Source organism: Agrobacterium sp. Ap1 (assembly GCF_017313375.1).
In the GTDB taxonomy this organism is placed as follows: Bacteria; Pseudomonadota; Alphaproteobacteria; order Rhizobiales; family Rhizobiaceae; genus Neorhizobium; species Neorhizobium cellulosilyticum.
This window is the reverse complement of record NZ_JAFLMY010000017.1, coordinates 37,908-63,318: the sequence shown is the minus strand read 5'-3', so window position 1 is coordinate 63,318 and position 25,411 is coordinate 37,908. Positions and strand designations below refer to the sequence as shown.

Genomic DNA, 25,411 nt, shown 5'->3' with positions numbered 1-25,411 from the left:
CGAGGAAAAGGATGCACATACTCGCCACCACATCGTCGTCGCTCGACGACCTTATCGAACCGGTAGACCTCAACCAGTCACCGGCCGATGTGGTGGTGCTGTCCTTTTCCGGCAGCGATCTGAACGGGATTGCGGCGGCTTGGGAGGCGGTTGACCGTGGCGCGTGGAATACGGCTGAGGCTCGTGGCCTTGATACCCCCCTCTGGCCTGCCAGCCATCTCCCCCACAACGGGGGAGATCAGCAAGACGTAGCAACACCGCTAAATCCTCAACAATTGAATAGAGCGGAACCTCGCCGCGAGTCGATCTCCCCCCCTGTGGGGGAGATGCCCGGCAGGCCAGAGGGGGGTAAAGCCTCGGGCAACACCAACAGCCCATCGCTCGCCCTCACCAACCTCTCCGACCTGCGCCACCCGATGTCCGCCGATCTGTGGCTGGAAAAGACGGCGGCCCATGCAAAGGTCATCCTCGTGCGCATTCTCGGCGGTTACGACCGCTGGGCATATGGCGTCGAGGAATTGTCGCGGCTGGCGAAACGCCGAAAGATCGCGCTCGCCATGCTGCCCGGCGAATGCAGCATGCGTGACGAACGGCTGGCCGCCGCCTCGACGGTTTCCGAGGCAAATCTTGCCGGCATTCTCGCCTGCTTTCGCGAGGGCGGACCGGACAATATGCGGGTTCTGGTGCAGCGACTGGGAGCATTGGCAAGCGGCGGGGCGGATGAGATTCCGCGTGCAATTGCGATGCCGAAGGCCGGTTTTTATCGCCCTGGAAAAGGGATCGTTGACCGACGAGACCTTATGGCCGGATTTTCACCGGATGCGCCGCGCCTGCCGATCCTGTTCTACCGGTCCATGCTGCTCGCCAATGACGCTGCACCGATCGATGCACTCTTTGAAGCGCTCGCCGCGCGCGGCTTCGCCCCCGTGCCGCTCTTTGTCAGCGGCCTGAAGGATGCCGAGGCGATAACCTTTATCGAACAGGCGATAACCGAGCTTCAGCCCGCCGCGATCCTGACGACCACCGCTTTTGCCAGCGGCACCGACGACAGCAACGAGACGATTTTCGATAAGTCAGGCATTCCGGTCTTCCAGATCGTTGTCGCGACCACCCGCCGCGAAGGCTGGATCGAGGGCAGGCGTGGCTTGAATCCCGCCGACCTTGCTATGCATGTCGTCCTGCCGGAACTCGATGGCCGCATTCTGGCCGGTGTGATCTCCTTCAAGCAGGGCAGCGGCTCGGCCGAACTCGTCAACAGCCCTGAAGCTGACCGCGTCGAACAGGTGACCGAGCGGATCGCAGCCTTCCTGCGGATGAAGATGACGAGCCGCCATGAGCGAAAAATCGTCATCCTGATGCCGGATTATCCGAGCGCGCCGGGCCGCACCGGTTACGCCGTCGGGCTGGATGTACCGCAAAGCGTGCTTGCCATGCTGCGCGAACTCTCGCTCGCCGGCTATTCGGTTGCCGATATTCCCGACACGCCCCGCGACCTCCTTGATCGTCTTAATCGGAAAACTGGCTCCTTACCGCTTCGCGACTACGTCGCAGCACCAGGTGCCAGCGAAGCATGGGGCGATGCGAAAGACGACGCGGATCTGAAAAATGGCGCATACCGCTTCCGCGCCACACAGTTTGGCAATGTCACCGTGGCGCTGGCGCCGGATCGCGGCCGCAACGCCGATCGCCGGGCCGATTATCACAGCCCTGACCTGCCGCCCCGCCATGCGCTGATCGCCTTCGGCCAATGGATGCGCCACGCCCTTGGCGCTCATGCGATCGTGCATGTCGGCGCACATGGCACGCTCGAATGGCTCCCGGGCAAGACGGTGGCGCTGTCGAAAGATTGTTTTCCGGAACTGGTGACCGGCGGCCTGCCGGTGATCTATCCCTTTATCGTCTCCAATCCCGGCGAGGCAGCCGTTGCCAAAAGGCGGATTTCCGCTGTCACCATCGGCCACCTGCCCCCGGTTCTGACCGGCGCCGGTCTTTCGGACGATGAGAAGAAGCTTGAACTGCTGGTCGACGAATATGCCCAGGCCGATGGCCTCGACCGCCGCCGCCGTGACCGGTTGGCAAAACTGATCGTCGATGCGGCCCGCGACACGACGATTGCCACCGATGCCGGCGTTTCCCGCGACGACGACCCGGATACCGCGCTTGCCCGGATCGATGCGTTTCTTTGCGATCTCAAGGACTTTGCGATCAAGGACGGCCAGCATATTTTCGGCGAAGTGGCCAAGGGCGACGATGATCCGCTGCGGATTGCCAGTGCCGGGACGGAAAAGCAGGCTCTGCTGGATGCGCTGGATGGCAGGCATATCCGCCCCGGCCCTTCCGGTGCGCCGGCCCGCGGCCGCCGGGATGTGATGCCGACCGGGCGCAATCTTTTTGCCAGCGATCCGCGCACCCTGCCGACGCCGACCGCCTTCGAGCTTGGCAAACGTGCCGCCGACGAAATCCTGCGCCGTTATCTTCAGGACCATGGCGACTGGCCGAAAAACCTCGTTTTCGATCTCTGGGGCAGCGCCTCGCTTCGAAGCGGCGGCGAAGAAGTGGCACAGGTTCTTGCGCTGATGGGCGCAAGGCCGGTTCAGGACATGGCTACAGGTCGTGTGACCGGTATCGAGGTCTTGCCCCCGGCGCAGCTCGGCCGCCCGCGTGTGGACGTGACGCTCAGGATTTCCGGCCTGTTTCGCGACATGTTCCCGGCGTTGATCGCCCTGCTCAATGCCGCCATGCGGGCGATTGCCGCGCGCGAAGAAGCACCGGGAGACAACCCGCTGGCCGAAGAAGCCCAGAAAACAGGCGCGGTTCCGCCGCGCATTTTCGGCTCGGCGCCCGGCACCTACGGCTCCGGCATCGAGGAAAAACTTGCCGATGGATCGTGGGGCGAGCGGGAAGAGCTGGGGCGCATCTATCTCGACGCCACCAGCCATGCTTTCGGCGGTGCCGACGGTATGGCGAGTCATGTGCCCGGCGAATTTGCTGGACGGATCGGCAATGCCGACCTGCTCGTCCATACCGGCGACGATCCCGGCCGCGATCTTCTGGACGGTTCGGCCGACGTTGCCTTTATCGGCGGTTTTTCCGCAGCGGTAGCAGCGCTTGGCGGCAAGGCGGACGTGATTGCGCTCGATACGACCGATCCCGCAAAACCGAAAGCACGCTCGATTTCCGAAGCCGTCACACGGGTTGTCCGTGCGCGGGCTATCAATCCGCGCTTCATCGCCGGCCAGATGCGCCACGGCCCACGCGGCGCGGCAGAACTGGTGGAAACGGTCGACCGACTGATCGGCTTTGCCGAAACGACCCACGCCATTCCGCAATCCCTGATCGACGCCACTTATGACGCCTATCTGGGTGATGAGATCGTGCGAGAATTTCTGCTGACGCAGAACCCGGAAGGTGCGCGCTATATGGGCGAGCGTTTCCGCTCGGCGCTGAACCGCGGGCTATGGCATCCGCGCCGAAATGCGGTCGATGCCGAGCTTGAGATGCTGACGGGAGAGGTCGCATGACGGCGCTCCCCCTCACTCTGCAACGCGGTGCCTGCCCTGCCCTTTCGGCCCCGATGACGACCGGCGACGGCCTGTTGGCGCGCATCTCGCTGATCGAAGCGATTTCGCCCGAACAACTGGCGGATATTTGCCGGCTGGCGCTGAAGCATGGCAACGGCACGGTCGACATTTCCGCCCGCGGCAATCTTCAGGTCCGTGGCTTGAGCGAGATGTCCGCGCCGCGTCTGGATGCCGATGCGCGCGCGATGAACCTACCGCTTCGCGAAGGTCTTACCGTCGAAGTTCCACCGCTTGCCGGTATGGATGATAGCGAAATTGCCGATCCCCGACCGCTGGCAGAGGCCATTCGAGAAGCCTCTCGCGGCATTACCGGACTGGCACCTAAAATGGCCGTTGTGGTCGATGGCGGAGGACTTCTACGGCTCTCGGACCTGCTTGCCGACATCCGTCTTATCGCGGTCGGAAAATACGACTGGAAGTTGCTTTTAGGAGGCACCGAACAATCCACTCACGTTTTCAATGTTTTACGTGAAACACTTGTTGTCGACACGGTAATCGACCTGCTGAAACGTCTCGCAAGCTTGGGAAACAAGGCGCGCGGACGGGATCTGGCTGGCGGTCTGCTGGTGAGCGAAGCGGCGCCCCGCACCCTATCATCATACTCGGGCTTGCCCCAAGGATTTGCTGACGTCGAGAATGATGATCCGTTGCAGATGCTCGGGACAAGCCCGAGCATGACGACCGGGAATGCAGCGACATCGCCGTTCGAGCTGTTTGTGCTCTCCGATAATCTCCACGCCATCGGCGTCGGCCCCGCCTTTGGACAGGCAAAGGCGGAACATCTGATCGCGCTTTGTAACGAAGCCGCCCGCCTGGGAATAAAATCGCTCAAACCAGCGCTTGATCACTCCCTGCTCTTCTTTGGCACCGAGATCGCCTGCCGGGAATTGCGGGACTTCGCCGACAGCAACGGGTTCATCATCTCTGCCACCGATCCGCGGGGCCATATCGCCGCCTGCTCGGGCAGCCCCGCCTGCACTTCGGCGACGATCGCCACTCACGAGATTGCCGCAGCAGCGGCCGCCGAATGCGCCGATCTGCTCGACGGTTCTTTCAAGCTGCATGTCACCGGTTGCCCGAAAGGCTGCGCCCATCCGCAACCGGCAGCGCTTACCCTTTGCGGCACCGCTGATCACGTTTCTCTGATTGCGCAGGGAAAAGCTGCAGACGAACCCTTTGCTTTGACAAGCTTTGCCGATACCAACGCCATGCTTCGCCGCCTTGCCGATCTCGTCAGATCGGAAAGACGGCCAAGCGAAAACTCAGCCGCGTGCCTTGCCCGGATCGGTTCAGACCGGCTGGAAGCGGCAGCCACAGGACGACCATGACAAGTTACGACTATATCCGCGAAGGCGATGCGATCTACGAAAAGTCATTCGCGATCATTCGCGCGGAAGCCGATCTTTCCGCCTTCACCGAGGAACAGGCCGATATCGCCGTGCGCATGATCCATGCCTGCGGGCTGGTCGAGGCGGCAGAGCATTTCCGGTTCTCGAGCGATTTCGTCGAGGCGTCACGCGCTGCCCTTCGAGCTGGAAAGCCGATCTATTGCGACGCCGAAATGGTGGCGCATGGCGTGACCCGCGCAAGACTGCCGGCGGAAAACCAGGTGATCTGCACTCTGCGCGACAGTCGCACCGTAGAACTGGCAAAAACCATCGGAAACACCCGCTCGGCAGCCGCTCTCGACCTGTGGGACGAGCTGGAAGGCGCGGTCGTTGCCATCGGCAATGCGCCGACGGCACTGTTTCGATTGCTGGAAATGCTGGATGCCGGTGCACCGCGCCCGGCCGCGATCATCGGCATGCCGGTCGGTTTTGTCGGCGCGATGGAAAGCAAGGAAGCGCTGGTGGAATCCACCCACGACATTCCTTATGCCGTGGTGCGCGGCCGCATGGGCGGCTCGGCTATGACCGCCGCCGCAGTTAACGCGCTTGCGAGGTCAGGACTGTGAACGCCGCCATCATCAAGGGCAAACTCACCGGCGTCGGTACGGGTCCGGGCGATCCGGAACTGATGACTCTGAAAGCGGTTCGCGCCATCAACGAGGCCGATGTCGTCGCCTTCTTCTGCAAGAAGGGCTCGACCGGCAATGGCCGCACCATCGTCGAGGCGCATATCCGCCCCGGCACGATCGAATTGCCGCTGGTCTATCCGGTAACAATCGAGACCCACAAGGACGAAGACGACTATAAGAACCCGATCAACGATTTCTTCGATCGCTCGGCCGAAGAGATCGCCGCCTATCTCGATGCCGGCAAGAATGTTGCCGTGCTGAGCGAGGGCGATCCGCTTTTCTACGGTTCCTACATGCACCTGCATCTGCGGCTGAAGGATCTTTATCAGGCGGACGTGATCGCAGGTGTTACCGCCATGTCCGGCTGCTGGTCGATGACCGGCCTGCCGCTGGTGCAGGGCGACGACATTTTAAGCGTGCTGCCCGGCACGCTGCCGGAAGAAAAGCTCGCGGAACGGCTCGCAGTTACGGATGGCGCCGTGATTATGAAGGTTGGCCGTAACTTGCCGAAAATCCGCCGCGCCCTAGCATCGGTCGGAAAGCTTTCCGGCGCACTTTATGTCGAGCGCGGCACGATGGCGAACGGAGCGGCCGAGCGACTGGAAACGCGCGACGAAAGCCCGGCGCCCTATTTCTCCATCGTACTCGTTCCCGGCTGGACCACGAGACCGCAAGGGGAAAAGAAATGACCGGGTCGCTGACCGTTGTCGGCCTCGGCCCCGGCAATCCCGACCAGATGACCCAGGAGGCTCTCGCGGCAGTTACGGCATCCACCGACTTTTTCGGCTATTTCCCGTATATAGACCGGCTGAACCTCAGAGCAGACCAACGCCGCCACGCCTCGGACAACCGCGAAGAACTGACGCGCGCCAAAGCAGCGCTGGAAATGGCGGCCAAGGGCGGTAAGGTCTGCGTTGTTTCCGGCGGTGATCCGGGCGTGTTTGCCATGGCGGCCGCAGTTTGCGAAGCGATCGACGACGGCCCGGCCGAATGGCGTGATATCGAGCTGTTCGTCGTGCCGGGTGTTACTGCGATGCTTGCGGTTGCCGCCAAGGCCGGTGCACCGCTGGGCCATGATTTCTGCGCCATATCACTGTCGAATAACCTGAAACCCTGGGCGATCATCGAGAAACGTCTCGTGGCGGCTGCGAAGGCGGGCTTCGTCATGGCCTTCTACAATCCGATCAGCAAGGCGCGTCCGCACCAGCTGGGCGAGGCTTTCGACATTTTGCGCGCCCATCTGCCCGGCTCGGTGCCGGTGATCTTCGGCCGTGCAGCAGGCCGCCCCGACGAGGCGATCCGCATCGTGCCGCTCGAAGAAGCTGAAGGCGATATGGCAGACATGGCGACCTGCGTGATCGTCGGCACGGCCGAGACGAGGCTTATCGAGCGGACTGGTCAGAGGCCGATTGTCTATTCGCCCCGTTTTCTGCGGGAGAGCTTCCAGTGACGCACCATGCCGGCAAGCTCTTCGACGCTTCTGGCCGATGGCACATCCGGCAGACGGGGGCGTTCGATCAGCACGACCTCGATGCCCAGCCGTCGGGCAGCGCTGATCTTGCCGACGCTGGAGACACCGCCACTATTCTTCGAGACGATAAGATCGATTGCATGCTGTTCAAGCAGCTGGGTCTCGTCCCATTCGGAGAACGGACCGCGCGCGGTGATATAAGACACGTTCGGCAGCTTCAGCGGCGGATCGACCGGATCGACGCTGCGCACCAGATAGGAATGCTGCGGCATCACTTCGAAAGGCAGCAGTTCCTGCCGGCCGAGCGTCAGGAAAACCCGGCGCGGAGCAATGTCGAGGGCTTGGACGGCGGCCGCAATATCGGTGACCTCCTGCCAGTGATCGCCCTTCTGTCGCGACCATACCGGACGGCGCAAAGCGAGAATATCGACACCCGCCAGCGCCGCCGCCTCGGCAGCGTTGCGGGAAATGTTTGCCGCAAACGGATGCGTCGCGTCGATCAGCAGGTCCACGTTCTTTTCGCGAAGAAATGCGGCAAGCCCTCCGGCACCGCCGAAGCCGCCGATGCGAACCGGCACGGGCTGTTCGGCCGGGGCCTTGGTGCGGCCGGCAAGCGAGAGCAGAATATCGTAATCGGGGCTCGTCGAAAGCTGGGCGGCGAGCGCCTTGGCTTCCGCCGTACCTCCCAGAATGAGGATGGAGTAGGTCAAATTGCCTCCTGAATCAGAGAAACAAGCTTTAAACCAAAGCCGCTGGCTGTCCATTGTCGGGATCGGCGAGGATGGCGTGAAAGGGCTGGGCGAAAACGCCAGGGATGCGATCGCCTGCGCTTCGGTCGTCTTCGGCGGCAGACGGCATCTGGAGCTTGCAACGCCGCTGGTAACCGGCGAGGCGCGGCCATGGCCGGTGCCGTTCGATGCAGCGATGCGCGATGTCGTGGCACTGAGAGGGCAAAAGGTTTGCGTGCTCGCCTCCGGCGATCCGTTCTTTTACGGCGCCGGCGTCACCCTGTCGCGTCACATCGGCTCCGATGAGTTTACCACCTACCCATCGCCTTCGGCATTCTCGCTGGCGGCTTCACGACTTGGCTGGCCACTACAGGATATCGAAACCGTTTCCCTGCACGGCCGCCCGATCGATCTGATCCGCCCGCTATTACATCCCGGCCGGCGGATCATCGCGTTGACCTCCGACGAAAAAGGCCCTCGGGAGCTGGCGGAACTGCTGACGGAAAGCGGGTTTGGTCGATCCGGAATGACAGTGCTTGAAGCGATGGGCGGTGAGGCCGAGACGATGCGCGCCGGCAAGGCCGCAGAATTCGCACTGCAGGATATCAATGTCCTCAATGTCGTGGCCATCGAGGTGGTTGCAAGTGCCGATGCGCGCATCCTGCCGCGTGGTTTCGGACTGGACGACGCGCTGTTCGAACACGATGGACAGATCACCAAGCGGGAAATCCGGGCGCTGACGCTGTCGGCGCTCAGCCCGCGGCCTGGTGAACTGCTCTGGGACATCGGCGCCGGTTCCGGTTCGATCGGCATAGAATGGATGCTGGCTGACCCGTCGATGCGAGCGATTGCCATCGAAGCTCATCCGGAACGCGCCGCGCGGATCAGGCGCAATGCATACCGTTTCGGCGTTCCGGGATTGGTTCTGGTCGAAGGAGAGGCGCCGTCCGCGCTGAACGATCTCCCGCAACCCGATACGATCTTCATCGGCGGCGGAGGCAGCGAACCAGGCGTCTTCGACGCAGCCTTAGAGGCACTGAAGCCCGGCGGCAGGTTGGTTGCCAATGCCGTGACGCTGGAAATGGAAACCGTACTGCTGGCGGCACAAGCGAGACTCGGCGGCAACCTGATCCGAATGGAAGTTTCACGCGCAGCACCGGTCGGCGCGATGCAGGGCTGGAAGCCGGCAATGCCGGTGACCCAATGGACATGGACAAAAGGAATGCAATTATGATCGTTGCCGGTCTCGGCTGCCGCAAGGGCAGCACGCGCGATGAGCTTCTATCGGCGCTCGATGCCGCCTGCATGGAAGCGAAAATTTCACGTGAATCCATCTCGGCGCTCGCAACCGGCGAGATCAAGCGGGAGGAAGCCGGCATTCTGCAATTGGCCGAGATGCTGGGCCTGCCGCTCCATATCGTGGCGGACGATGCACTGATGGACGCAGAACCGCGAACGAAAACCGTGTCACGGCACAGCCTTGCGAAAACGCTGTCCTCCAGCCTTTCGGAGGTTGCCGCGCTGGCAGCTGCGGGCGAAAAATCAGAGATCATCGTGCCTAGGCTGATATCGCAGGGCGCCACCTGCGCGCTGGCAGAAATGAAAGAACAAGCATGACCGTCCATTTCATCGGTGCAGGTCCGGGTGCAGCAGACCTGATCACCGTGCGCGGTCGTGATATTCTCGCCCGCGCGCCGGTCTGCCTTTATGCCGGCTCGATCATGCCCAAGGAACTGCTCGACTGGTGCCCGAAAGATGCGCGCATCGTCGATACCGGTTCCTTGTCGTTGGACGAGATCGAAGCCGAATATGTTGCCGCCCACAAGGCGGGCAAGGACGTCGCGCGGCTGCATTCCGGCGATCTCTCCGTCTGGAGCGCGGTCGCCGAACAAATCCGTCGGCTGGAAAAACACGGTATCGATTATACGCTGACGCCGGGCGTGCCCTCCTTCGCCGCAGCAGCGGCAGCACTGAAGCGTGAACTCACCATCCCGGAAGTGGCCCAGAGCCTCGTACTCACCCGCGTTTCCGGCCGCGCGTCGAAAATGCCGGAAGGCGAAACACTGAAGGCCTTTGGAGCGACAGGCGCAACGCTGGCGATCCATCTCGCCATCCATGCACTGGAAAAAATCGTCGAGGAACTGACGCCGCTTTATGGCGCAGATTGCCCGGTGGCAATTGTCGTACGCGCCTCCTGGCCGGAAGAGCGGATCATCCGCGGAACGCTCGCCGATATCGAGGCGAAACTGGCGGAAGAGCCGGCCGAACGCACGGCACTGATCTTTATCGGCAAAGGCCTGGGCGCGTCCGATTTTGTCGAGAGCCAGCTATACAATGCCGACTATGTAAGGCGTTTTCGCCCCGGCTGGGATCAGTTCAGCAAGGATCACGCCGATAAGGGTTCGGAATGATCGGAAGGGGTGAACTCCGTCTTGCCGACAAGCTGGCCTTGTCGATCGAAGACCAGGATTTCCAGAGCGATATCTGGCGTATGCAGTGCCTTGGCCGCCGTTTTCCAGGCGAGTGCAGCGATGCGGTTGCCAAGCGGAAGCCCTATGTCATCGGCGAGCTGGAAGGCGTGCGACACGGTATTGGCCGCGGTAATTCGCGCCACGAGATCGGCCTCCGCGCCGGCTTCGGCCGCAACCTTGGCCAGAGCCTCGAGATCGGCAAGCCCGCGTTTGGAATGCACATCGAGCATGCCTTGAGAAAGCTTGGTCATCTTGGCGACGCCGCCGGCAATCGTCACCTTCGGCACCGGATGGCTGCGAAGATATTTCAGCATGCCGCCGACGAAATCGCCCATGTCGATCAGCGCGATCTCCGACAGGCCATGATGGGCCTGCGCCGCCTTTTCGGACACATTGCCGGTGGCGCCGGAAATGTGATCAAGCCCTGCGGCGCGCGCCACATCGATGCCACGCCAGATGGAATGAATCCAGGAAGCGCAGGAAAACGGGATGACGATGCCGGTTGTACCGAGGATCGATATGCCGCCAAGGATTCCAAGTCTACCGTTGAGGGTGCGCTCGGCGATCTTCTCGCCATCGGCAACGGAAATCTCGACCTCGAAATCCCGCTCGCCATGGCAAACCTCGGAAATCGACTGAGCAATCATCTTGCGCGGAACCGGGTTGATAGATGGCTCACCGGGCGGCAGCGGCAGGCCAAGCCGTGTCACGGTGCCGACGCCCGGTCCCGCCTTGAAGGTAATGCCGGAGCCGGGCAATCCACGGCGCACGGTGCTCATGATCAGCGCGCCATGGGTGACATCGGGATCGTCGCCGGCATCCTTGACGATACCAGCCTTGGCAAATCCGCTGCCCTTCTCTTCCATCGCAAGAGCGAAGGCCGGGCGTTGGCCGCCGGGCAGTGTCACTTCGACCAAGGCCGGAAATTCGCCGGTCATCAACGCAAGACAGGCGGCCTTACTGGCTGCCGCCGCACAGGTGCCCGTCGTCCATCCACGACGCAGGTTCTTGCTTTCTGTTTCAATGGCCGCTTCCATGGCCGTTTCTATAGCCCGGCCGCCACCGGCCGGCAAAAGGTTTGAATATGTCCGTGAATGAGTTGTTGGAAACGATCGTTGATGCCCCCGAATTTGCCCCGGGCCACGTATGGCTGGCGGGTGCCGGACCGGGTCATCCTCGTTATCTGACGCTGGAAGTGGCGGATGCGCTGAAAAAGGCGGATGTGATCGTGCATGATGCGCTGGTTTCTGACGGCGTGCTGGCGCTGGCGACGACAAAAGACCTGATCTTCGTCGGCAAGCGTGGCGGCAAGCCTTCCGTCGCGCAGGACGATATCACGGCCAAACTGATCGAACTGGCAAAGGCGGGAAAGCGCGTCTTGCGGCTGAAGGGCGGCGATCCCTTCATCTTCGGCCGGGGCGGCGAGGAAGCTGAAGCGCTGGTGAAGGAAAACATTCCCTTTCGCGTGCTGCCCGGCATGACATCCGCATTGGCGGCGCTCGCCTCCGCCAACATTCCCGCTACCATGCGCGGCATTAGCCGCTCGATCACGCTGGCAACCGGCCATGCCGCCGGAACACCCGGGGATCTCGACTGGAAGGCGCTTGCAAAAACCGGCGAGCCCATCGTCGTTTATATGGGCGTCAGCACGATCGGCACGATTGCCCGACTGCTGATGGAAGGCGGCCTTGCCGCCGACACGCCCGTTGCCGTGCTGATGGCCGCAACGACGCCGGACGAACGCTCGATGACAGCAACACTTGCCACTGTCGAGGAAGAAGTCCAGCGCCAGAATTTTGCCGCTCCAGCACTGATCGTCATCGGCAGGATCGTTTCCATGCAGGCTGTCCTATCCGGGCAGGCCGTTCTTTCGGGCAAGAACCCATGACCGCCCGCGCGCTCATCATCGGCGCACCGCGCTCAGGCTCCGGCAAGACAAGCGTCACGATCGGCCTGCTAAGGGCTTTTCAGCGGCGCGGCGTTAAGGTTCGCGGCATCAAGACCGGGCCGGATTATATCGATCCCGGTTTCCACGAGGCGGCAACCCGCCTGCCCGGCCTCAATCTCGACAGCTGGGCTATGGCGCCCGATCTTCTGCGCCACCTAGCTCGTGAACACGCGGATGATGCCGAACTGATCCTGATCGAAAGCGCCATGGGCCTGTTCGACGGCATTGTCACCAAACCCAATCGTTCCGGCGCCGCATCCGATCTGGCCCGGCTTTTCGGCCTGCCTGTGCTTCTGGTACTCGACGTTTCCGGCCAGAGCCAGACAGCGGCGGCAATCGCCTGCGGTTTCATGCATTACGACCCGGATGTGAAGATGGCCGCCTGCGTGCTGAACAGGGCCGGCAGCGAGCGACACAAGAAGCTTTCCGGCGACGCGATCGAGGCGCTTGGCCTGCCGGTTGTCGGCACGGTGCTGCGTGATCCGACGCTGACACTGCCGGAACGCCATCTCGGTCTCGTCCAGGCGAGCGAACACCCGGAAATGGATGCCCATCTCGATCGTCTGGCCGATGCGATGGAGCGCTCGCTCGATCTCGATGCGATTTTTGCCGCCGCAAAACCATTCGACATACCGTCAGGTTCAACCGAAAAGGCGCTTCCACCACCGGGCCAGCGGATTGCGCTTGCCGACGACGCGGCCTTCACCTTCCTCTACCCGCATATCAAGCGGCAATGGCGCGCCATGGGGGCGGAGATCATCACCTTTTCGCCGCTTGCCGACGAAGCGCCGCCAGCCGATTGCGACATCTGCTGGCTGCCGGGCGGTTATCCCGAGCTGCATGCCCGCCGGCTGGCAACAGCCCACAATTTCAAGGCGGGTTTGAAAAGCTTCGCGGAAACAAAACCCATTCACGGCGAATGTGGTGGCTACATGGTTCTCGGCGAGGCGCTGCAGGATGCCGACGGGGTGACCCACGCCATGACCGGGCTTCTCTCCCATGCCACGAGCTTTGCGAAGCGCAAGATGAATCTCGGCTACCGCCAGGCACGCCTGCTGGGCCACTCTGCGATCGGTTCGGCCAACGACCTGATCCGTGGCCATGAATTCCATTACGCACGCGTGATCGATGCTGGAAACGACCAACCTCTCGCCATGATTGCAGACGGCCGCGGCGTCGAAATAGGCCCATCGGGTGGAAAACGAGGTCGTGTGACCGGCGCATTTTTCCATGCAATAGCGCGCGATTGAGCCTATTGGGCACCTGCCTGACAGGTGTCGAATTTTCGCAACCCATGGGAGGTTGCCAAATGTGTCGCATCAAAGGCACTTAATGTCGTAGCGAAGGCTCACCCGCGCGACACCGCGCCCTTACCATTCATCAAGCCTCAACGGGCCTTCGATCACAGAGCAGATTTTCCCGAGGCAGATAAGCTCACGCAGATGAGCGGGAGACTGCAGAAGAAAGGAAGTTATGTCGGCGGCAACCGAACCATTTCCCACGATCGACAGCATGAAACACGCCTCTCCACGGAAGAGGAAACCGGACGAGCGGGTGTCGATGACAAGAACAGAAATCTGCATCGGATAAAGGGGAACAAGGGAAATGAACGACTTCACAAAGTATCTGGCCGGACGCGTTACGGCAGGCGGCATGAACCGCCGCGAATTCATTGGTCGCGCCATGGCCGCCGGCCTGACGCTGACCGCAGCTGGCAATCTTTTCGCCACCAGCGCCGCAGCCCAGACGCCCAAGAAGGGCGGCACATTGAAGCTCGGCCTCGAAGGCGGCGCAGCCACAGACTCGATCGACCCCGCCAAGGCAACCTCACAAGTCATGTTCGCTGCCGTACGCAGCTGGGGTGACACGCTGGTAGAGACACATCCGCAAACCCGGGCCCCGATCCCGTCGCTGGCCGAATCCTGGGCGCCTTCCGCCGACGCCAAGACCTGGACCTTCAAGATCCGCAAGGGCGTGCAGTTCCACGACGGCAAGGAAATGACCACCGACGACGTTGTGGCCACCCTGAAACGCCACAGCGACTCGAAGACCGAATCCGGTGCAGCCGGCGTGATGAAGTCGATCACCTCGATCGAAAACAAGGGCGGTGATCTAGTTGTCACACTCGACAGCGGCAATGCCGACCTGCCGGCAATCTTCACCGATTATCACCTCGTCATCCAGCCGAATGGCGGCATCGACAAGCCGACGGCAGGCGTCGGCACCGGCCCCTACAAGGTGAAGAGCTTCGAACCCGGCGTTCGCATGACCTTCGAGAAAAACCCGAATGACTGGCGCTCCGACCGTGGTTATGTAGATTCAGTCGAAATTATCACGATGAACGACGCGACGGCCCGTATTGCGGCACTTTCGTCCGGTCAGGTCCAGTTCATCAACCGCGTCGATCCGAAGACCGTACCGCTTCTGACTCGCGCCCCGACGGTGCAGCTGCTGACGACATCAGGCGGCGGTCACTATGTCTTCATCATGCACTGTGACAAGGCGCCGTTCGACAACAACGACCTCAGGATGGCGCTGAAATACGCGATCGACCGCGAGGAAATGGTCAAGCGCATTCTCGGCGGTTACGGCAAGGTAGGCAACGACTTCCCGATCAACGACACCTACGCGCTCTTCCCCGAAGGCATCGAGCAGCGATCTTACGATCCCGACAAGGCGGCCTTCCATTACAAGAAGTCCGGCCATAGTGGATCCGTGCTTCTGCGCACCTCGGAAGTCGCCTTCCCGGGCGCCGTCGACGCCTCCGTGCTCTTCCAGCAGAGCGCTAAGAAAGCTGGCATCGACATCGAGATCAAGCGCGAGCCGGGTGACGGCTACTGGTCGAACGTCTGGAACGTGCAGCCTTTCTCCGCCTCCTATTGGGGCAGCCGCGCGACCCAGGACCAGTTCTATTCTGGCGCCTATCTTTCGACCGCCGACTGGAACGACACCCGCTTCAAGAACGAGACATTCGACAAGCTGCTGATCTCGGCCCGCGGCGAACTGGACGAGAAGAAGCGCAAGGACATGTATCGCGAAATGGCGATGCTGGTGCGTGACGAAGGCGGCACGATTCTGCCGATGTTCAACGACTTCGTGAATGCCGGCACCAAGAAGCTGATGGGCTATGTCAGCGATATCGGCAACGACATGTCCAACGGCTATGTCGCCAGCCGCGTCTGGTTCGACGCCTGACCCCTGAAAAAGGGCTCTTGCCCACCGATGAACATGGATCGCAGGTCAGCGCCTGCGATCCCATTCCTTCATTTCGGAAACGGGATCGCGCCAGATGTCAAATTCCACAGAGGCCGGCGGCACGCCTGCCCGCAGCCTGAGGGAGCGGTTTCCGCTATTGACCCTTATCTTCGAGCGCTTTCTTCTCTCGCTCGTTCTTCTCTTTGCCGTTTCCGTGCTGATCTTTGCCGGTGTGGAAGCTCTGCCCGGCGATTTCGCCTCCACCTATCTCGGCCAATCGGCCACCCCGGAGACGATCGCCAACATCCGCGCCGAACTCGGCCTCGATCGCCCTGTCGTCACCCGCTATTTCGACTGGCTGGGCGGTGTGGTCCAAGGTGATTTCGGCACCTCCTGGGCAAGCCGCAATTCGGTCTCCGAACAGGTCGGCAAACGACTTGGCAACTCACTGTTCCTTGCCGGTTTTGCCGCCATCATCGCCGTGCCGCTTGCGATCTGTCTCGGCATGCTCTCGGTCCATTTCCGTGACCGGATGCCCGACAAGATCATCAATGTGATTTCGCTGGCGGCGATCTCGCTGCCGGAATTTTTCATCGGCTACCTGCTGATCCTCTATTTCGCCGTCAATTTCGGTATCGCCACCTTCCCGGCGACAGTCTACGAGGGCATGGGCTTCCTCGAACGTATCCAGACGATTGCGCTGCCAACGGCAACACTGGTTCTCGTCGTTCTCGCTCACATGATGCGGATGACGCGCGCGGCCATCCTCTCCGTCATGTCTTCCGCCTATATGGAAACGGCCGAGCTGAAGGGACTTTCCAGCTGGCGAGCGATCGTCAAGCACGCCGCCCCCAACGCGCTCGCCCCGATCATAAACGTCGTGGCGCTCAATCTCGCCTATCTGGTGGTCGGTGTCGTAGTCGTCGAGGTAGTCTTCGTTTATCCGGGCATGGGCCAATACATGGTCGATGCGGTGACGGTGCGCGACATGCCGGTCGTGCAGGCCTGCGGCCTGATCTTTGCGGCCGTCTACATCCTCTTGAACATGCTGGCCGATATTCTTGCGATCGTCGCCAATCCGAGATTGAGGCATCCGCGATGAGAGTGAGAGAAATCCCCATCACCGCCTGGATCGGCCTTTTCGGCATTGCACTCGCCATCTTCTGCGCCCTCTTCGCCCCGCTGATTGCCCCTTATGGCGAAACCGAAGTCGTCGGTGGCGTCTGGCAGGTGGCGGATGGCCAGTTCTTCTTCGGCCTAGACAATCTCGGCCGTGACATCCTCTCGCGGCTGATCTACGGCACCCGTACGACGCTTTTCGTGGCGCTGGCGGCGACCGTGATCTCGTTTTCGCTCGGCATCATTTTAAGCTTCATCGCGGCGGTCTCCGGCGGGGTGATCGACACTGTCTTCTCCCGTTTCAACGACCTGATGATGTCGATCCCGACACTGATCTTCGCGCTCGTCGTACTGGCCGTCCTGCCGCAATACCTGTTCGTGCTGATCCTTGTCATGGCAGTACTTGATTCCACCCGCGTCTACCGTCTCGGCCGCGCCGTGGCGCTCGATGTCGCGGTGATGGAATTTGTCGAGGCGGCGAAACTGCGCGGTGAAGGCAAGATGTGGATCATTTTTCGCGAGATCCTGCCCAACACGCTCTCGCCGCTTCTGGCCGAATTCGGTCTGCGCTTCGCCTTTGCCATCCTGTTTCTTTCTACCCTTTCCTTCCTCGGCCTCGGCATACAGCCGCCGACAGCAGACTGGGGCGGCATGGTGAAGGACAACAAGGACGGCATCATCTTCGGCATCCCCGCAGCGCTTGTACCCGGCTCGGCGATCGCGGCACTTTGCATCTGCGTCAACCTCGTGGTCGACTGGCTCTTGAAACGAACCTCCAGCCTGAAGGGAGGCCGTGGCGATGCCTGACACCCATCTTCTTTCCGTCCGCGACCTGAAGATCGAAGCAACCAGCTATCCGCCCGGCGAACAGCCGAAACGGATCACCATCGTCGACGGCGTTTCCTTCGATCTGCAAAAGGGTAAGGTTTTGGGCCTGATCGGCGAATCGGGAGCCGGCAAGTCGACGATCGGCCTCTCCGCCCTCGCCTATGGCCGCGGCGGCGCCGAAATCACAGGCGGCGAGGTGAAACTCGATGGCACGGACATCCTCAAACTCGGCAAGGGCGGCATCAGAAAACTGCGCGGCGCCCGTATCTGCTACGTGGCGCAGTCTGCAGCTGCCGCCTTCAACCCGGCCCACCGGCTCGGCGACCAGGTAATCGAGGCGACAGTCAAGCACGGCCTGATGACCAAGCCGGAGGCGCGCCAGCGGGCGCTCTATCTCTTCCAGGTACTGGGCCTCCCAAGTCCCGAGACCTTCGGCGATCGTTTCCCGCATCAGGTTTCGGGCGGGCAGTTGCAACGCGCCATGACCGCCATGGCGCTCTGCTCCAACCCTGACCTGATCGTCTTCGACGAACCGACAACGGCGCTCGACGTGACGACGCAGATCGATGTTCTGGCCGCGATCAAACATGCGATTGAGGAAACCGATACGGCTGCGCTCTACATCACCCACGATCTCGCGGTGGTCGCTCAGATTTCGGACGACATCATGGTTCTCCGCCATGGCAAGACGGTGGAATACGGCTCGGTACAGCAGATCATCGAGGCACCGACGCAGGACTATACAAGAGCGCTGGTCAACGTGCGCCAGACAGCACGCGAGGAGGCTGCGGACCAGTCCAACCCGCTGCTGAAAGTGGATAAAGTCAGCGCGGAATATTCGAACGGCTTCAAGGTTCTGCACGGCGTCTCGCTGCATCTGTGCAAGGGACAGACACTGGCGATCGTTGGCGAATCAGGGTCGGGAAAGTCGACGCTGGCACGTGTCATCACCGGCCTTCTGAGGCCGAGCGAAGGCAAGATCACTTTCGACGGCAAGCCGCTGACACTGACACTGAAGAACCGCCCGAAAGACGATCTTCGCCGTATCCAGCTGATCTACCAGATGGCCGATACGGCAATGAACCCACGCCAGACGGTGCGTGACATCATCGGCCGGCCGCTGACCTTCTATTACGGCCTCAGAGGTGCTGCAAAGACCGCCCGCGTCAGAGAACTGCTCGAACAGATCGAAATGGGCAACGGTTTCATCGATCGTTATCCGGCAGAGCTTTCCGGCGGGCAGAAGCAGCGTGTGGCGATTGCCCGTGCGCTTGCGGCGAAACCGGAGCTGATTCTTTGCGACGAGCCGACATCGGCGCTCGACCCGTTGGTCGCCGAAGGCATTTTGAAGCTGCTGATGAAACTGCAGGAAGAGCAGCAGCTCTCCTATGTTTTCATCACCCATGACATCGCCATCGTGAAGGCAATAGCCGATTCGGTCGCCGTCATGCATCGCGGCAGGCTGGTCCGCTTCGGCCCGAAATCCCAGGCACTTTCGCCGCCCTTCGACGACTACACAGACCTTCTCCTCAAATCCGTGCCCGAAATGGAACTCGGCTGGCTGGAAAAGGTGCTTGCCACGCGGCGCATGGAAAGCGCCGGAAACTGAGAGCTGCCCCTCATCCGCCTGCCGGCACCTTCTCCCCGTAAACGGGGCGAGGACGCAGGTACCAACGTCTCGTTTCCCTCTCCACCATCGAGAGGGGGAAGGGGAGGGGTAAAATCCCGCAAAGAGTTTGCTTTTAGGATCTTAACAGATGAACGACCGCCCCTTCACCGTTATCGAAAACCAGTGGATCAGGCTGAAGGACGGGACCCGGCTTGCCGCCCGCATCTGGATGCCGGATGGAACAGAAGCCGATCCGGTGCCGGCGGTCTTCGAATTCCTGCCCTATCGAAAACGCGACGGAACCAGCCCGCGCGACGAATCCACTTATCCGGTCTTTGCCGCGTCAGGTATTGCCGGAGTGCGTGTCGATATCCGCGGCTCGGGCGAATCCGACGGGGTGATCGACGGCGAGTATACCGAGCTGGAACTGGCGAATGCCTGCGAGCTAATCGCCTGGATTGCCGAACAACCCTGGTCGAACGGTTCGGTCGGCATGATGGGTATCTCCTGGGGCGGCTTCAACAGCCTGCAAGTCGCAGCGCTTCGCCCGCCAGCCTTGAAGGCGGTGATCTCGATAGCCTCCACTACCGATCGCTACAATGACGATATCCATTACAAGAATGGCTGTCATCTCTCGGCCCAACTCTCCTGGGCGGCAACCATGCTTGCCTACCAATCCCGCTCGCCCGATCCGGAAATCGTCGGCGACCGCTGGCTCGACATGTGGGTGGAGCGGCTGGAAAACGAACCCTTCTTCATGGAGGAATGGCTCTCTCACCAGCGCCGCGATGCATTCTGGAAACACGGTTCGATCTGCGAGGACTATTCCGCTTTCGAAATCCCGGCTCTGGTAATTGCCGGTTGGGCCGATGGTTATCGCAACACCCCGTTTCTGGCGGTCGAGGGACTGGGCGAAAAGGCCAAGGCGCTTGTCGGCCCATGGGTCCACAAATACCCGCATTTTGCCTGGCCAAAACCACGCGCCGATTTCCTTGGCGAGGCCATCGCCTTCTGGAACCGCTGGCTGCGCGGCGAGAACAACGGCATCGACCAGCTGCCGCAGATGCGTGCCTATATTCTCGACGGTCCGAAGCCGGCTGTCAGACGTGATGCCGATCCGGGTTTCTGGATCTCGAAAGACCGCTGGAGCGCACCGGAAGCCGAGTGTTTCTATGTCGATCAGTTCGGAACACTGCTTGAAGGCATGCCTATCCCCCATGCGCCGAAGCATAACGTTTATCTGAAATCCCCACTCGACACCGGAACAGCCGCCGGTGAATGGTTCACACTGAAACCGGATGCGGAAATGGCGGGCGACCAGAGGGGCGACGATGCCGGCTCGCTGACCTTTGAGACGGCACCGCTGGCGCAGTCGAAAACCTATCTCGGTCGCCCGGTAATCACGCTGACGCTGCACGCCGATGCCGAGCTTGCCAATCTCTGCGCCCGCATCGTCGACATCCATCCCGACGGCACCGCAACACGCGTTTCGTTCAGCGTCATCAACCTTGCCCATCGTGACGGCAACGAGAACCCGAAGCCGCTCACGCCCGGCGAGCCGGTAACGATCCGGCTTCAACTCGATGCCTGCGGTTATCTTTTTGGCAAAGAGCATAGAATCCGGCTATCGATTTCAACCTCTTACTGGCCGATGGTTCTACCGCCGCCGGTCGATCCCGGCGTGACGATCGACATCGCTTCGCTTGGCCTCGCCATGCCGCTTCTTGGGCGCCATGAGACCTTTGAGATGAAGCAGCCGGACAATCCGGATCCGCTGCCGAAATATATCGAACATGCACCGGCTGAAACGCGCCGCAGCGTGACCCGCGACCTTGCTGCCAACCAGACGCGCTATGAGATTACCGAGGATACCGGGCTTTTCGAACATCCTGGCACCGGTCTTGCAACCCGCCAGCGCCGCGAGGAAACCTGGTCAATCAACCCGGACGATCCGCTGTCTATGACAGGAGCCTGCGTCTGGACCTGCGACATGAGCCGCTCCAACTGGTCGATACGTACTGTGTCGACCGCCAATATAGCCTGCACAGACAATGATTGGCTGATAAGCGCCAAGGTTCTGGCCTATCACGGGGAAAAGCAGATCTTCGAAAAGACATTCGAGAAAGCGATACCGCGTGACCTCATGTAGACGGTCACGTTCGCCACATCGATGTGAGTTGACCGAAAGCTTTACGAGGAACACAGTCATGGCAACTGGAGAAGCTGCCATGACAATATTTGCGCGCAAAAACCTTGGAATGACATTCGCCTTGTTGCTACTTGCCGCTCCGGCAACATCCGCATTTGCGGCAGAAGCGGCAGTGGTTATCCCGGCTCCCGCCATTGATGAGGCAGCCAAGGGGAGCAGCGAGACCGCAGTTTTTGCCGGCGGCTGTTTCTGGGGCGTTCAGGCCGTGTTCCAGCATGTCAAGGGCGTGAAGAACGCGGTCTCGGGATATTCCGGCGGCGCGAAAGAAACGGCCAGTTATGAGACCGTCAGCCTGGGCGAGACGGGCCATGCGGAGGCGGTGGAAGTGACCTTCGATCCGCACGAGGTGAGCTACGGCACACTGCTGCAGGTGTTTTTCTCCGTCGCCCATAACCCGACCCAGCTGAATTATCAGGGGCCAGATCAGGGCACGCAGTATCGATCAGCGATTTTCACCGCCAGCGCTGAACAGCAGAAAGTTGCCGCAGCCTACATCGCCCAGCTGGACAGAACCGGGCTGTTTCATGCGCCGATCGTGACCAAGCTTTCGAAGCTGGAAGGCTTTTATCCGGCAGAAAAATACCATCAGGATTTCCTGACGCTCAATCCGAACCACCCCTATATCGTCTATAACGACATGCCGAAGATCGATAATCTGAAGACTATCTTCCCGGCAGCCTTCAGGGCCAATCCGGTACTTGTCTCCAAGGCGAAGACCTAGGCGGCAAACGCTCGGATCGCTTCGCACAGCGTGTTGAAACCGTCTCGTGCGCCCTCGCTCATATGCCGGGCGCGAAGCCATCCGTGGACCATTTGCGGCTCGTCGCGAAAGCTTGCGGAGACACCCCATTGGTTCAGCCGCGCTGCATAGAGCCGGCCATCATCACGCAGCGGATCGAAATGCGCCACGGTGATATAGGCAGGCGGAAGCCCGGAAAGATCGCTTGATAGAAGCGGATGCGCCACCGGCTCAATTTCCGGCGCTTTTAGCACTGCGCGATAATAGGCGACATCGGCGGTCGTCAACCCCGGCGCATTCGCCATTTCTCGATACGAACCTGAAACAAGATCGCCGCCAAGCGCGGGGTAAATGAGCACCTGACCTATAATGCCGGGAAGGTTTTCGTCACGCGCCCGAATTGAGAGGCCGGCAGCAAGATTGCCGCCAGCACTGTCACCGATCACCACGATCTTGCTACCCTGCCCGATAAGCTGCTTCAGCACGCCGTAACAATCATCCGTCTGAACAGGCCAGACGTGTTCCGGCGCGAGACGATAATCGACAGAAATGAGCTCCGCTTGGGCAAACTCGGCAATCTCGGCACAGATCGCATGATGGCTCTCCAGAGAGCCGACGACAAAGCCGCCGCCATGCAGATAGAGCAAAACGGTTTTCGTAGTGAGACGCGCAGGTCGGTAGCGCCGGATCGGCGCGAACAAAACCTCATCCTGAAAGATCATCCCCTTGGGCAGCGGCCGGTCGAAACGGGCACAGAGCGCATCATACCAGACGCGCTGCTGCGCAATCGGCGCATTCACGGCGTCGGGGGGATAAAAGCTGTTGCAGACATCGAGAAACTCAAGAATACCCGGCTCGCTCGGCATCGGCGAATGTGTCTCGCTGGTCTCCATGGCCTCATTCATCCTGTTTCTCCGAGGACCAAAGGCTAGGCAAGATGACGGTATGCTGCAAGAGTAAGAACGGCTCTCACTCTCCGTTGAAATCCTTGAGCAGCACCGACTGATCCGTCAGGTACCGGGCGAAGATGGGCAGGCTGGCGCCACCGATCGCGCGCGCCTGCGATCCGACCTTGCCCTGGATGATATCGGGAATGACGACACCGCGAAGGTCGAGCCGGGCAACCGCCTCGATCGTCGCATCGACGATGCGTTTCCTCACCCAGCCCGGAAAGCCACCATCGATGACCGCCGCACCGAAATCGATGATCGAAGCGGCCGCGACGATGGCCTGCGCCAATGCGGCAGCTGTCGCCTGGACCCAGAGCTCTAGCGGCTGGCCGAAATCGACCCAGTCATCGGCCGAATACCAGAGCGGCTGCGGATCGATGCCGCGATCTCTCAGCATGTTCTCCAGTACGAAGATCGAGGCGATATCGAGAAGCTGGCGATTTTCGCCATTCCTGCCCCGCACTAGTAGCGGCCCGACGGCACCGGCAGTGCCGGTGCGGCCCGAAAAAATGCTCGAATTCAATACGATGCCGCCACCGATGAACGAACCGATGAACAGATAGATGAAATCCGGATAGGTGGGGCCGACGCCAAATACCAGTTCCGCTCCGCAGGCGCTTGTCGCGTCATTCTGCAGATAGACGGAGTGAGTAACGCGCGATGCGACTTCCGCTTGGAGATCGAAGCCGCGCCAAACCTCCATGGCGCCTGATGGCGCGCCGATCTCGTCGGCCCAGTTCCACAACTCGAACGGAGCCGCAATGCCGATGCCGGCGATCCGCGCCTGCTCCTCGCCGCTCATCTGCGCCTCGATATCGGCAATGCCCGAGGTGATGATCCGCAGGATCTCCTGCGGCAGCGGATAGGCATAGGTCTCGTGATAGCGCTTGCGGATACTGCCGACGAAATCCATCAGCACCAGATCGGCGCTGCGGCGGCCGATCTTAACCCCGAAGGACAGAACGGCATCCGGGTTGAGACGCATCGGGATGGAGGGCTGACCGACACGGCCCCGCACCGGCTCGCCGCGCAGAAGCAGGCCGTCCTTCTCAAGCGCACGCATGATGACCGAGGCCGTCTGTGCCGACAGACCGCTGAGCCGGGTAATATCCGCCTTCGACAGCGCACCGTGCAGCCGCACAAGCGACAGGACCAGCCGCTCGTTATAGGCGCGCACTCGCGTCTGGTTGGAACCGCCGGAAAAACCGGCAGAAGAAACAGGCCCGGAAAGCGGGCCATCGGTGATCGACATCCAGCACCTCCCTTGCCTCCGCTCTCTCACGTTGGACATAGCATGACAAGGCAGAATAAATAATTCAATCGGAATTAATTATTGACAGGAGATTTTCTTTCGCGATTATTGACGATTGTAAGGATGCAGGAACGCCCGGAGGAGGCACTGGGGCACGATCCGGCCTGCATCCTGAATGAACCCGTCCGCAGCGAGCGGACTTCGTCTCTGGGAGGAGATCATGAGAAAATCCGTACTTTCCCTGTCATTCGGGGCGTTGGCGCTTGGCGTCGTCTTTTCTGCACCCGCTTACGCAGCGGACGTTTCGGCCTGCCTGATTACCAAGACCGATACCAACCCCTTCTTCGTCAAGATGAAGGAAGGCGCGACCGCCAAGGCCAAAGAACTGGGCGTCTCGCTGAAATCCTATGCCGGCAAGATCGACGGCGACAGCGAAAGCCAGGTAGCGGCGATCGAGACCTGCATCGCCGATGGCGCCAAGGGCATCCTGATCACCGCCTCCGACACCAAGGGCATCGTGCCGAACCTGAAGAAGGCGCGCGATGCCGGCCTGCTGGTGATCGCGCTCGACACGCCGCTGGAGCCGATCGACGCCGCCGACATGACCTTCGCCACCGACAATCTGCTGGCCGGCAAGCTGATCGGTCAATGGGCTAAGGATACGCTGGGTGACGCCGCCGAGGAAGCCAAGGTGGCCTTCCTCGATCTTACCCCGTCGCAGCCTTCCGTCGACATTCTTCGCGACCAGGGTTTCATGATCGGTTTCGGCATCGACCCGAAGGATCCGAACAAGATCGGTGACGAGGATGATGCACGCATCGTCGGTCACGATATCACCAACGGCAATGAAGAAGGTGGCCGCACCGCGATGGAAAACCTTCTGCAGAAGGACCCGACCATCAACGTCGTCCATACGATCAACGAACCGGCTGCGGCCGGCGCCTATGAGGCACTGAAATCAGTTGGCCGCGAGAAAGACGTGCTGATCGTCTCGGTCGACGGCGGTTGCCCGGGTGTCAAGAACGTCGCCGACGGCGCAATCGGCGCCACCTCGCAGCAATATCCGCTGCAGATGGCGGCACTCGGCATCGAGGCGATCAAGAAGTTTGCCGATAGCGGCGAAAAGCCGAAGCCGACCGAAGGCAAGAACTTCTTCGATACCGGCGTGACGCTGGTCACCGACAAGCCGGTGCCTTCGATCAAGTCGATCGACACCAAGGAAGGCCTGAACAAGTGCTGGGGCTAAGCCTTTAGCAAATCCTTGCGGGCCGGTGGACCTGTTCCACCGGCCTGC

The 25,411-nt window shown here is 61.0% G+C and carries 21 protein-coding genes; 17 read left to right on the top strand and 4 right to left on the bottom strand.

From position 1 onward, the window contains the following. Window positions 1-11 precede the first annotated feature (11 nt). From cobN to JZX87_RS24210, 5 genes are read left to right on the top strand one after another with little or no spacing between them, the layout of a single operon-like run. Window positions 12-3,521 carry a cobaltochelatase subunit CobN gene (gene cobN, locus JZX87_RS24230; RefSeq protein ID WP_502711337.1) on the top strand — a complete coding sequence of 1,170 codons (3,510 nt, stop codon included), beginning with the start codon at window positions 12-14 and terminating at the stop codon, window positions 3,519-3,521. Next, window positions 3,518-4,909 carry a precorrin-3B synthase gene (cobG, locus tag JZX87_RS24225; protein WP_206828496.1) on the top strand — a complete coding sequence of 464 codons (1,392 nt, stop codon included), beginning with the start codon at window positions 3,518-3,520 and terminating at the stop codon, window positions 4,907-4,909. The genes cobN and cobG overlap by 4 nt, the downstream gene beginning before the upstream one ends. Continuing rightward, the gene (locus tag JZX87_RS24220) at window positions 4,906-5,535 is read left to right on the top strand and encodes a precorrin-8X methylmutase (RefSeq protein WP_206828495.1); all 630 of its coding nucleotides are present in this window, start codon (window positions 4,906-4,908) and stop codon (window positions 5,533-5,535) included. The genes cobG and JZX87_RS24220 overlap by 4 nt, the downstream gene beginning before the upstream one ends. Next, window positions 5,532-6,287 carry a precorrin-2 C(20)-methyltransferase gene (locus JZX87_RS24215; protein WP_183829463.1) on the top strand — a complete coding sequence of 252 codons (756 nt, stop codon included), beginning with the start codon at window positions 5,532-5,534 and terminating at the stop codon, window positions 6,285-6,287. Before JZX87_RS24220 ends, JZX87_RS24215 begins: the two co-directional genes overlap by 4 nt. Further along, a complete protein-coding gene (locus tag JZX87_RS24210) occupies window positions 6,284-7,048 on the top strand; it encodes a precorrin-3B C(17)-methyltransferase (RefSeq protein WP_183686877.1) in 765 nt (254 codons plus the stop codon). The genes JZX87_RS24215 and JZX87_RS24210 overlap by 4 nt, the downstream gene beginning before the upstream one ends. Here JZX87_RS24210 and JZX87_RS24205 read toward each other — a convergent pair. Beyond that, complete coding sequence (locus JZX87_RS24205; RefSeq protein ID WP_246436455.1) at window positions 7,012-7,779, bottom strand: cobalt-precorrin-6A reductase; 768 nt, start codon at window positions 7,777-7,779, stop codon at window positions 7,012-7,014. The two genes, JZX87_RS24210 and JZX87_RS24205, sit on opposite strands and share 37 nt — an antisense overlap. 1 nt (window position 7,780) lies before the next feature. Between JZX87_RS24205 and cbiE the strand changes: the two genes are divergently transcribed. Genes cbiE through cobM form a run of 3 tightly spaced genes read left to right on the top strand, consistent with a single transcriptional unit; the run spans window position 7,781 to window position 10,208 of the window. Next, window positions 7,781-9,031 (top strand): precorrin-6y C5,15-methyltransferase (decarboxylating) subunit CbiE, encoded by a 1,251-nt coding sequence (gene cbiE / locus JZX87_RS24200; RefSeq protein WP_206828494.1) that lies wholly within the window; start codon window positions 7,781-7,783, stop codon window positions 9,029-9,031. After that, window positions 9,028-9,414 carry a cobalamin biosynthesis protein gene (locus tag JZX87_RS24195; RefSeq protein WP_206828493.1) on the top strand — a complete coding sequence of 129 codons (387 nt, stop codon included), beginning with the start codon at window positions 9,028-9,030 and terminating at the stop codon, window positions 9,412-9,414. The genes cbiE and JZX87_RS24195 overlap by 4 nt, the downstream gene beginning before the upstream one ends. After that, entirely contained in the window at window positions 9,411-10,208 is a 798-nt protein-coding gene (cobM, locus tag JZX87_RS24190; protein ID WP_148143740.1) for a precorrin-4 C(11)-methyltransferase, read from the top strand. Before JZX87_RS24195 ends, cobM begins: the two co-directional genes overlap by 4 nt. On the opposite strand, the gene JZX87_RS24185 is transcribed toward cobM, so the two are convergent. After that, window positions 10,184-11,293, bottom strand: a complete 1,110-nt coding sequence (locus JZX87_RS24185; RefSeq protein WP_206828518.1) for a cobalt-precorrin-5B (C(1))-methyltransferase — start codon at window positions 11,291-11,293, stop codon at window positions 10,184-10,186. The genes cobM and JZX87_RS24185 overlap by 25 nt on opposite strands. A 59-nt stretch (window positions 11,294-11,352) precedes the next feature. Between JZX87_RS24185 and cobA the strand changes: the two genes are divergently transcribed. The 8 genes from cobA (at window position 11,353) to msrA (ending at window position 21,897) form a co-directional block, all read left to right on the top strand. Beyond that, window positions 11,353-12,156 (top strand): uroporphyrinogen-III C-methyltransferase, encoded by an 804-nt coding sequence (gene cobA / locus JZX87_RS24180; RefSeq protein ID WP_206828492.1) that lies wholly within the window; start codon window positions 11,353-11,355, stop codon window positions 12,154-12,156. Next, entirely contained in the window at window positions 12,153-13,466 is a 1,314-nt protein-coding gene (locus tag JZX87_RS24175) for a cobyrinic acid a,c-diamide synthase CobB (protein WP_206828490.1), read from the top strand. The genes cobA and JZX87_RS24175 overlap by 4 nt, the downstream gene beginning before the upstream one ends. 355 nt (window positions 13,467-13,821) lie before the next feature. Further along, window positions 13,822-15,411 (top strand): ABC transporter substrate-binding protein, encoded by a 1,590-nt coding sequence (locus tag JZX87_RS24170; RefSeq protein ID WP_206828488.1) that lies wholly within the window; start codon window positions 13,822-13,824, stop codon window positions 15,409-15,411. Window positions 15,412-15,505: 94 nt separating this feature from the next. Beyond that, window positions 15,506-16,513 (top strand): ABC transporter permease, encoded by a 1,008-nt coding sequence (locus tag JZX87_RS24165; RefSeq protein WP_206828486.1) that lies wholly within the window; start codon window positions 15,506-15,508, stop codon window positions 16,511-16,513. Beyond that, window positions 16,510-17,337, top strand: coding sequence for an ABC transporter permease (locus JZX87_RS24160; protein ID WP_148143750.1), 828 nt, complete (start codon window positions 16,510-16,512; stop codon window positions 17,335-17,337). Before JZX87_RS24165 ends, JZX87_RS24160 begins: the two co-directional genes overlap by 4 nt. Beyond that, window positions 17,330-18,967, top strand: coding sequence for an ABC transporter ATP-binding protein (locus tag JZX87_RS24155; protein ID WP_206828484.1), 1,638 nt, complete (start codon window positions 17,330-17,332; stop codon window positions 18,965-18,967). Before JZX87_RS24160 ends, JZX87_RS24155 begins: the two co-directional genes overlap by 8 nt. A 148-nt stretch (window positions 18,968-19,115) precedes the next feature. Beyond that, the gene (locus JZX87_RS24150) at window positions 19,116-21,116 is read left to right on the top strand and encodes a CocE/NonD family hydrolase (RefSeq protein WP_206828482.1); all 2,001 of its coding nucleotides are present in this window, start codon (window positions 19,116-19,118) and stop codon (window positions 21,114-21,116) included. 109 nt (window positions 21,117-21,225) lie between these two features. Further along, window positions 21,226-21,897: a peptide-methionine (S)-S-oxide reductase MsrA gene (msrA, locus tag JZX87_RS24145; RefSeq protein ID WP_246436462.1), complete on the top strand. Its 672-nt coding sequence runs from the start codon at window positions 21,226-21,228 to the stop codon at window positions 21,895-21,897. Here msrA and JZX87_RS24140 read toward each other — a convergent pair. Together JZX87_RS24140 and JZX87_RS24135 are read right to left on the bottom strand one after the other, a co-directional pair. Continuing rightward, a complete protein-coding gene (locus tag JZX87_RS24140) occupies window positions 21,894-22,820 on the bottom strand; it encodes an alpha/beta hydrolase (RefSeq protein WP_286195025.1) in 927 nt (308 codons plus the stop codon). The two genes, msrA and JZX87_RS24140, sit on opposite strands and share 4 nt — an antisense overlap. A 64-nt stretch (window positions 22,821-22,884) precedes the next feature. Next, window positions 22,885-24,117 carry an ROK family transcriptional regulator gene (locus JZX87_RS24135; RefSeq protein WP_206828480.1) on the bottom strand — a complete coding sequence of 411 codons (1,233 nt, stop codon included), beginning with the start codon at window positions 24,115-24,117 and terminating at the stop codon, window positions 22,885-22,887. Between the two features lie 220 nt (window positions 24,118-24,337). Between JZX87_RS24135 and JZX87_RS24130 the strand changes: the two genes are divergently transcribed. Further along, a complete protein-coding gene (locus tag JZX87_RS24130; RefSeq protein WP_206828478.1) occupies window positions 24,338-25,363 on the top strand; it encodes a sugar ABC transporter substrate-binding protein in 1,026 nt (341 codons plus the stop codon). The last annotated feature ends 48 nt before the right edge of the window (window positions 25,364-25,411 follow it).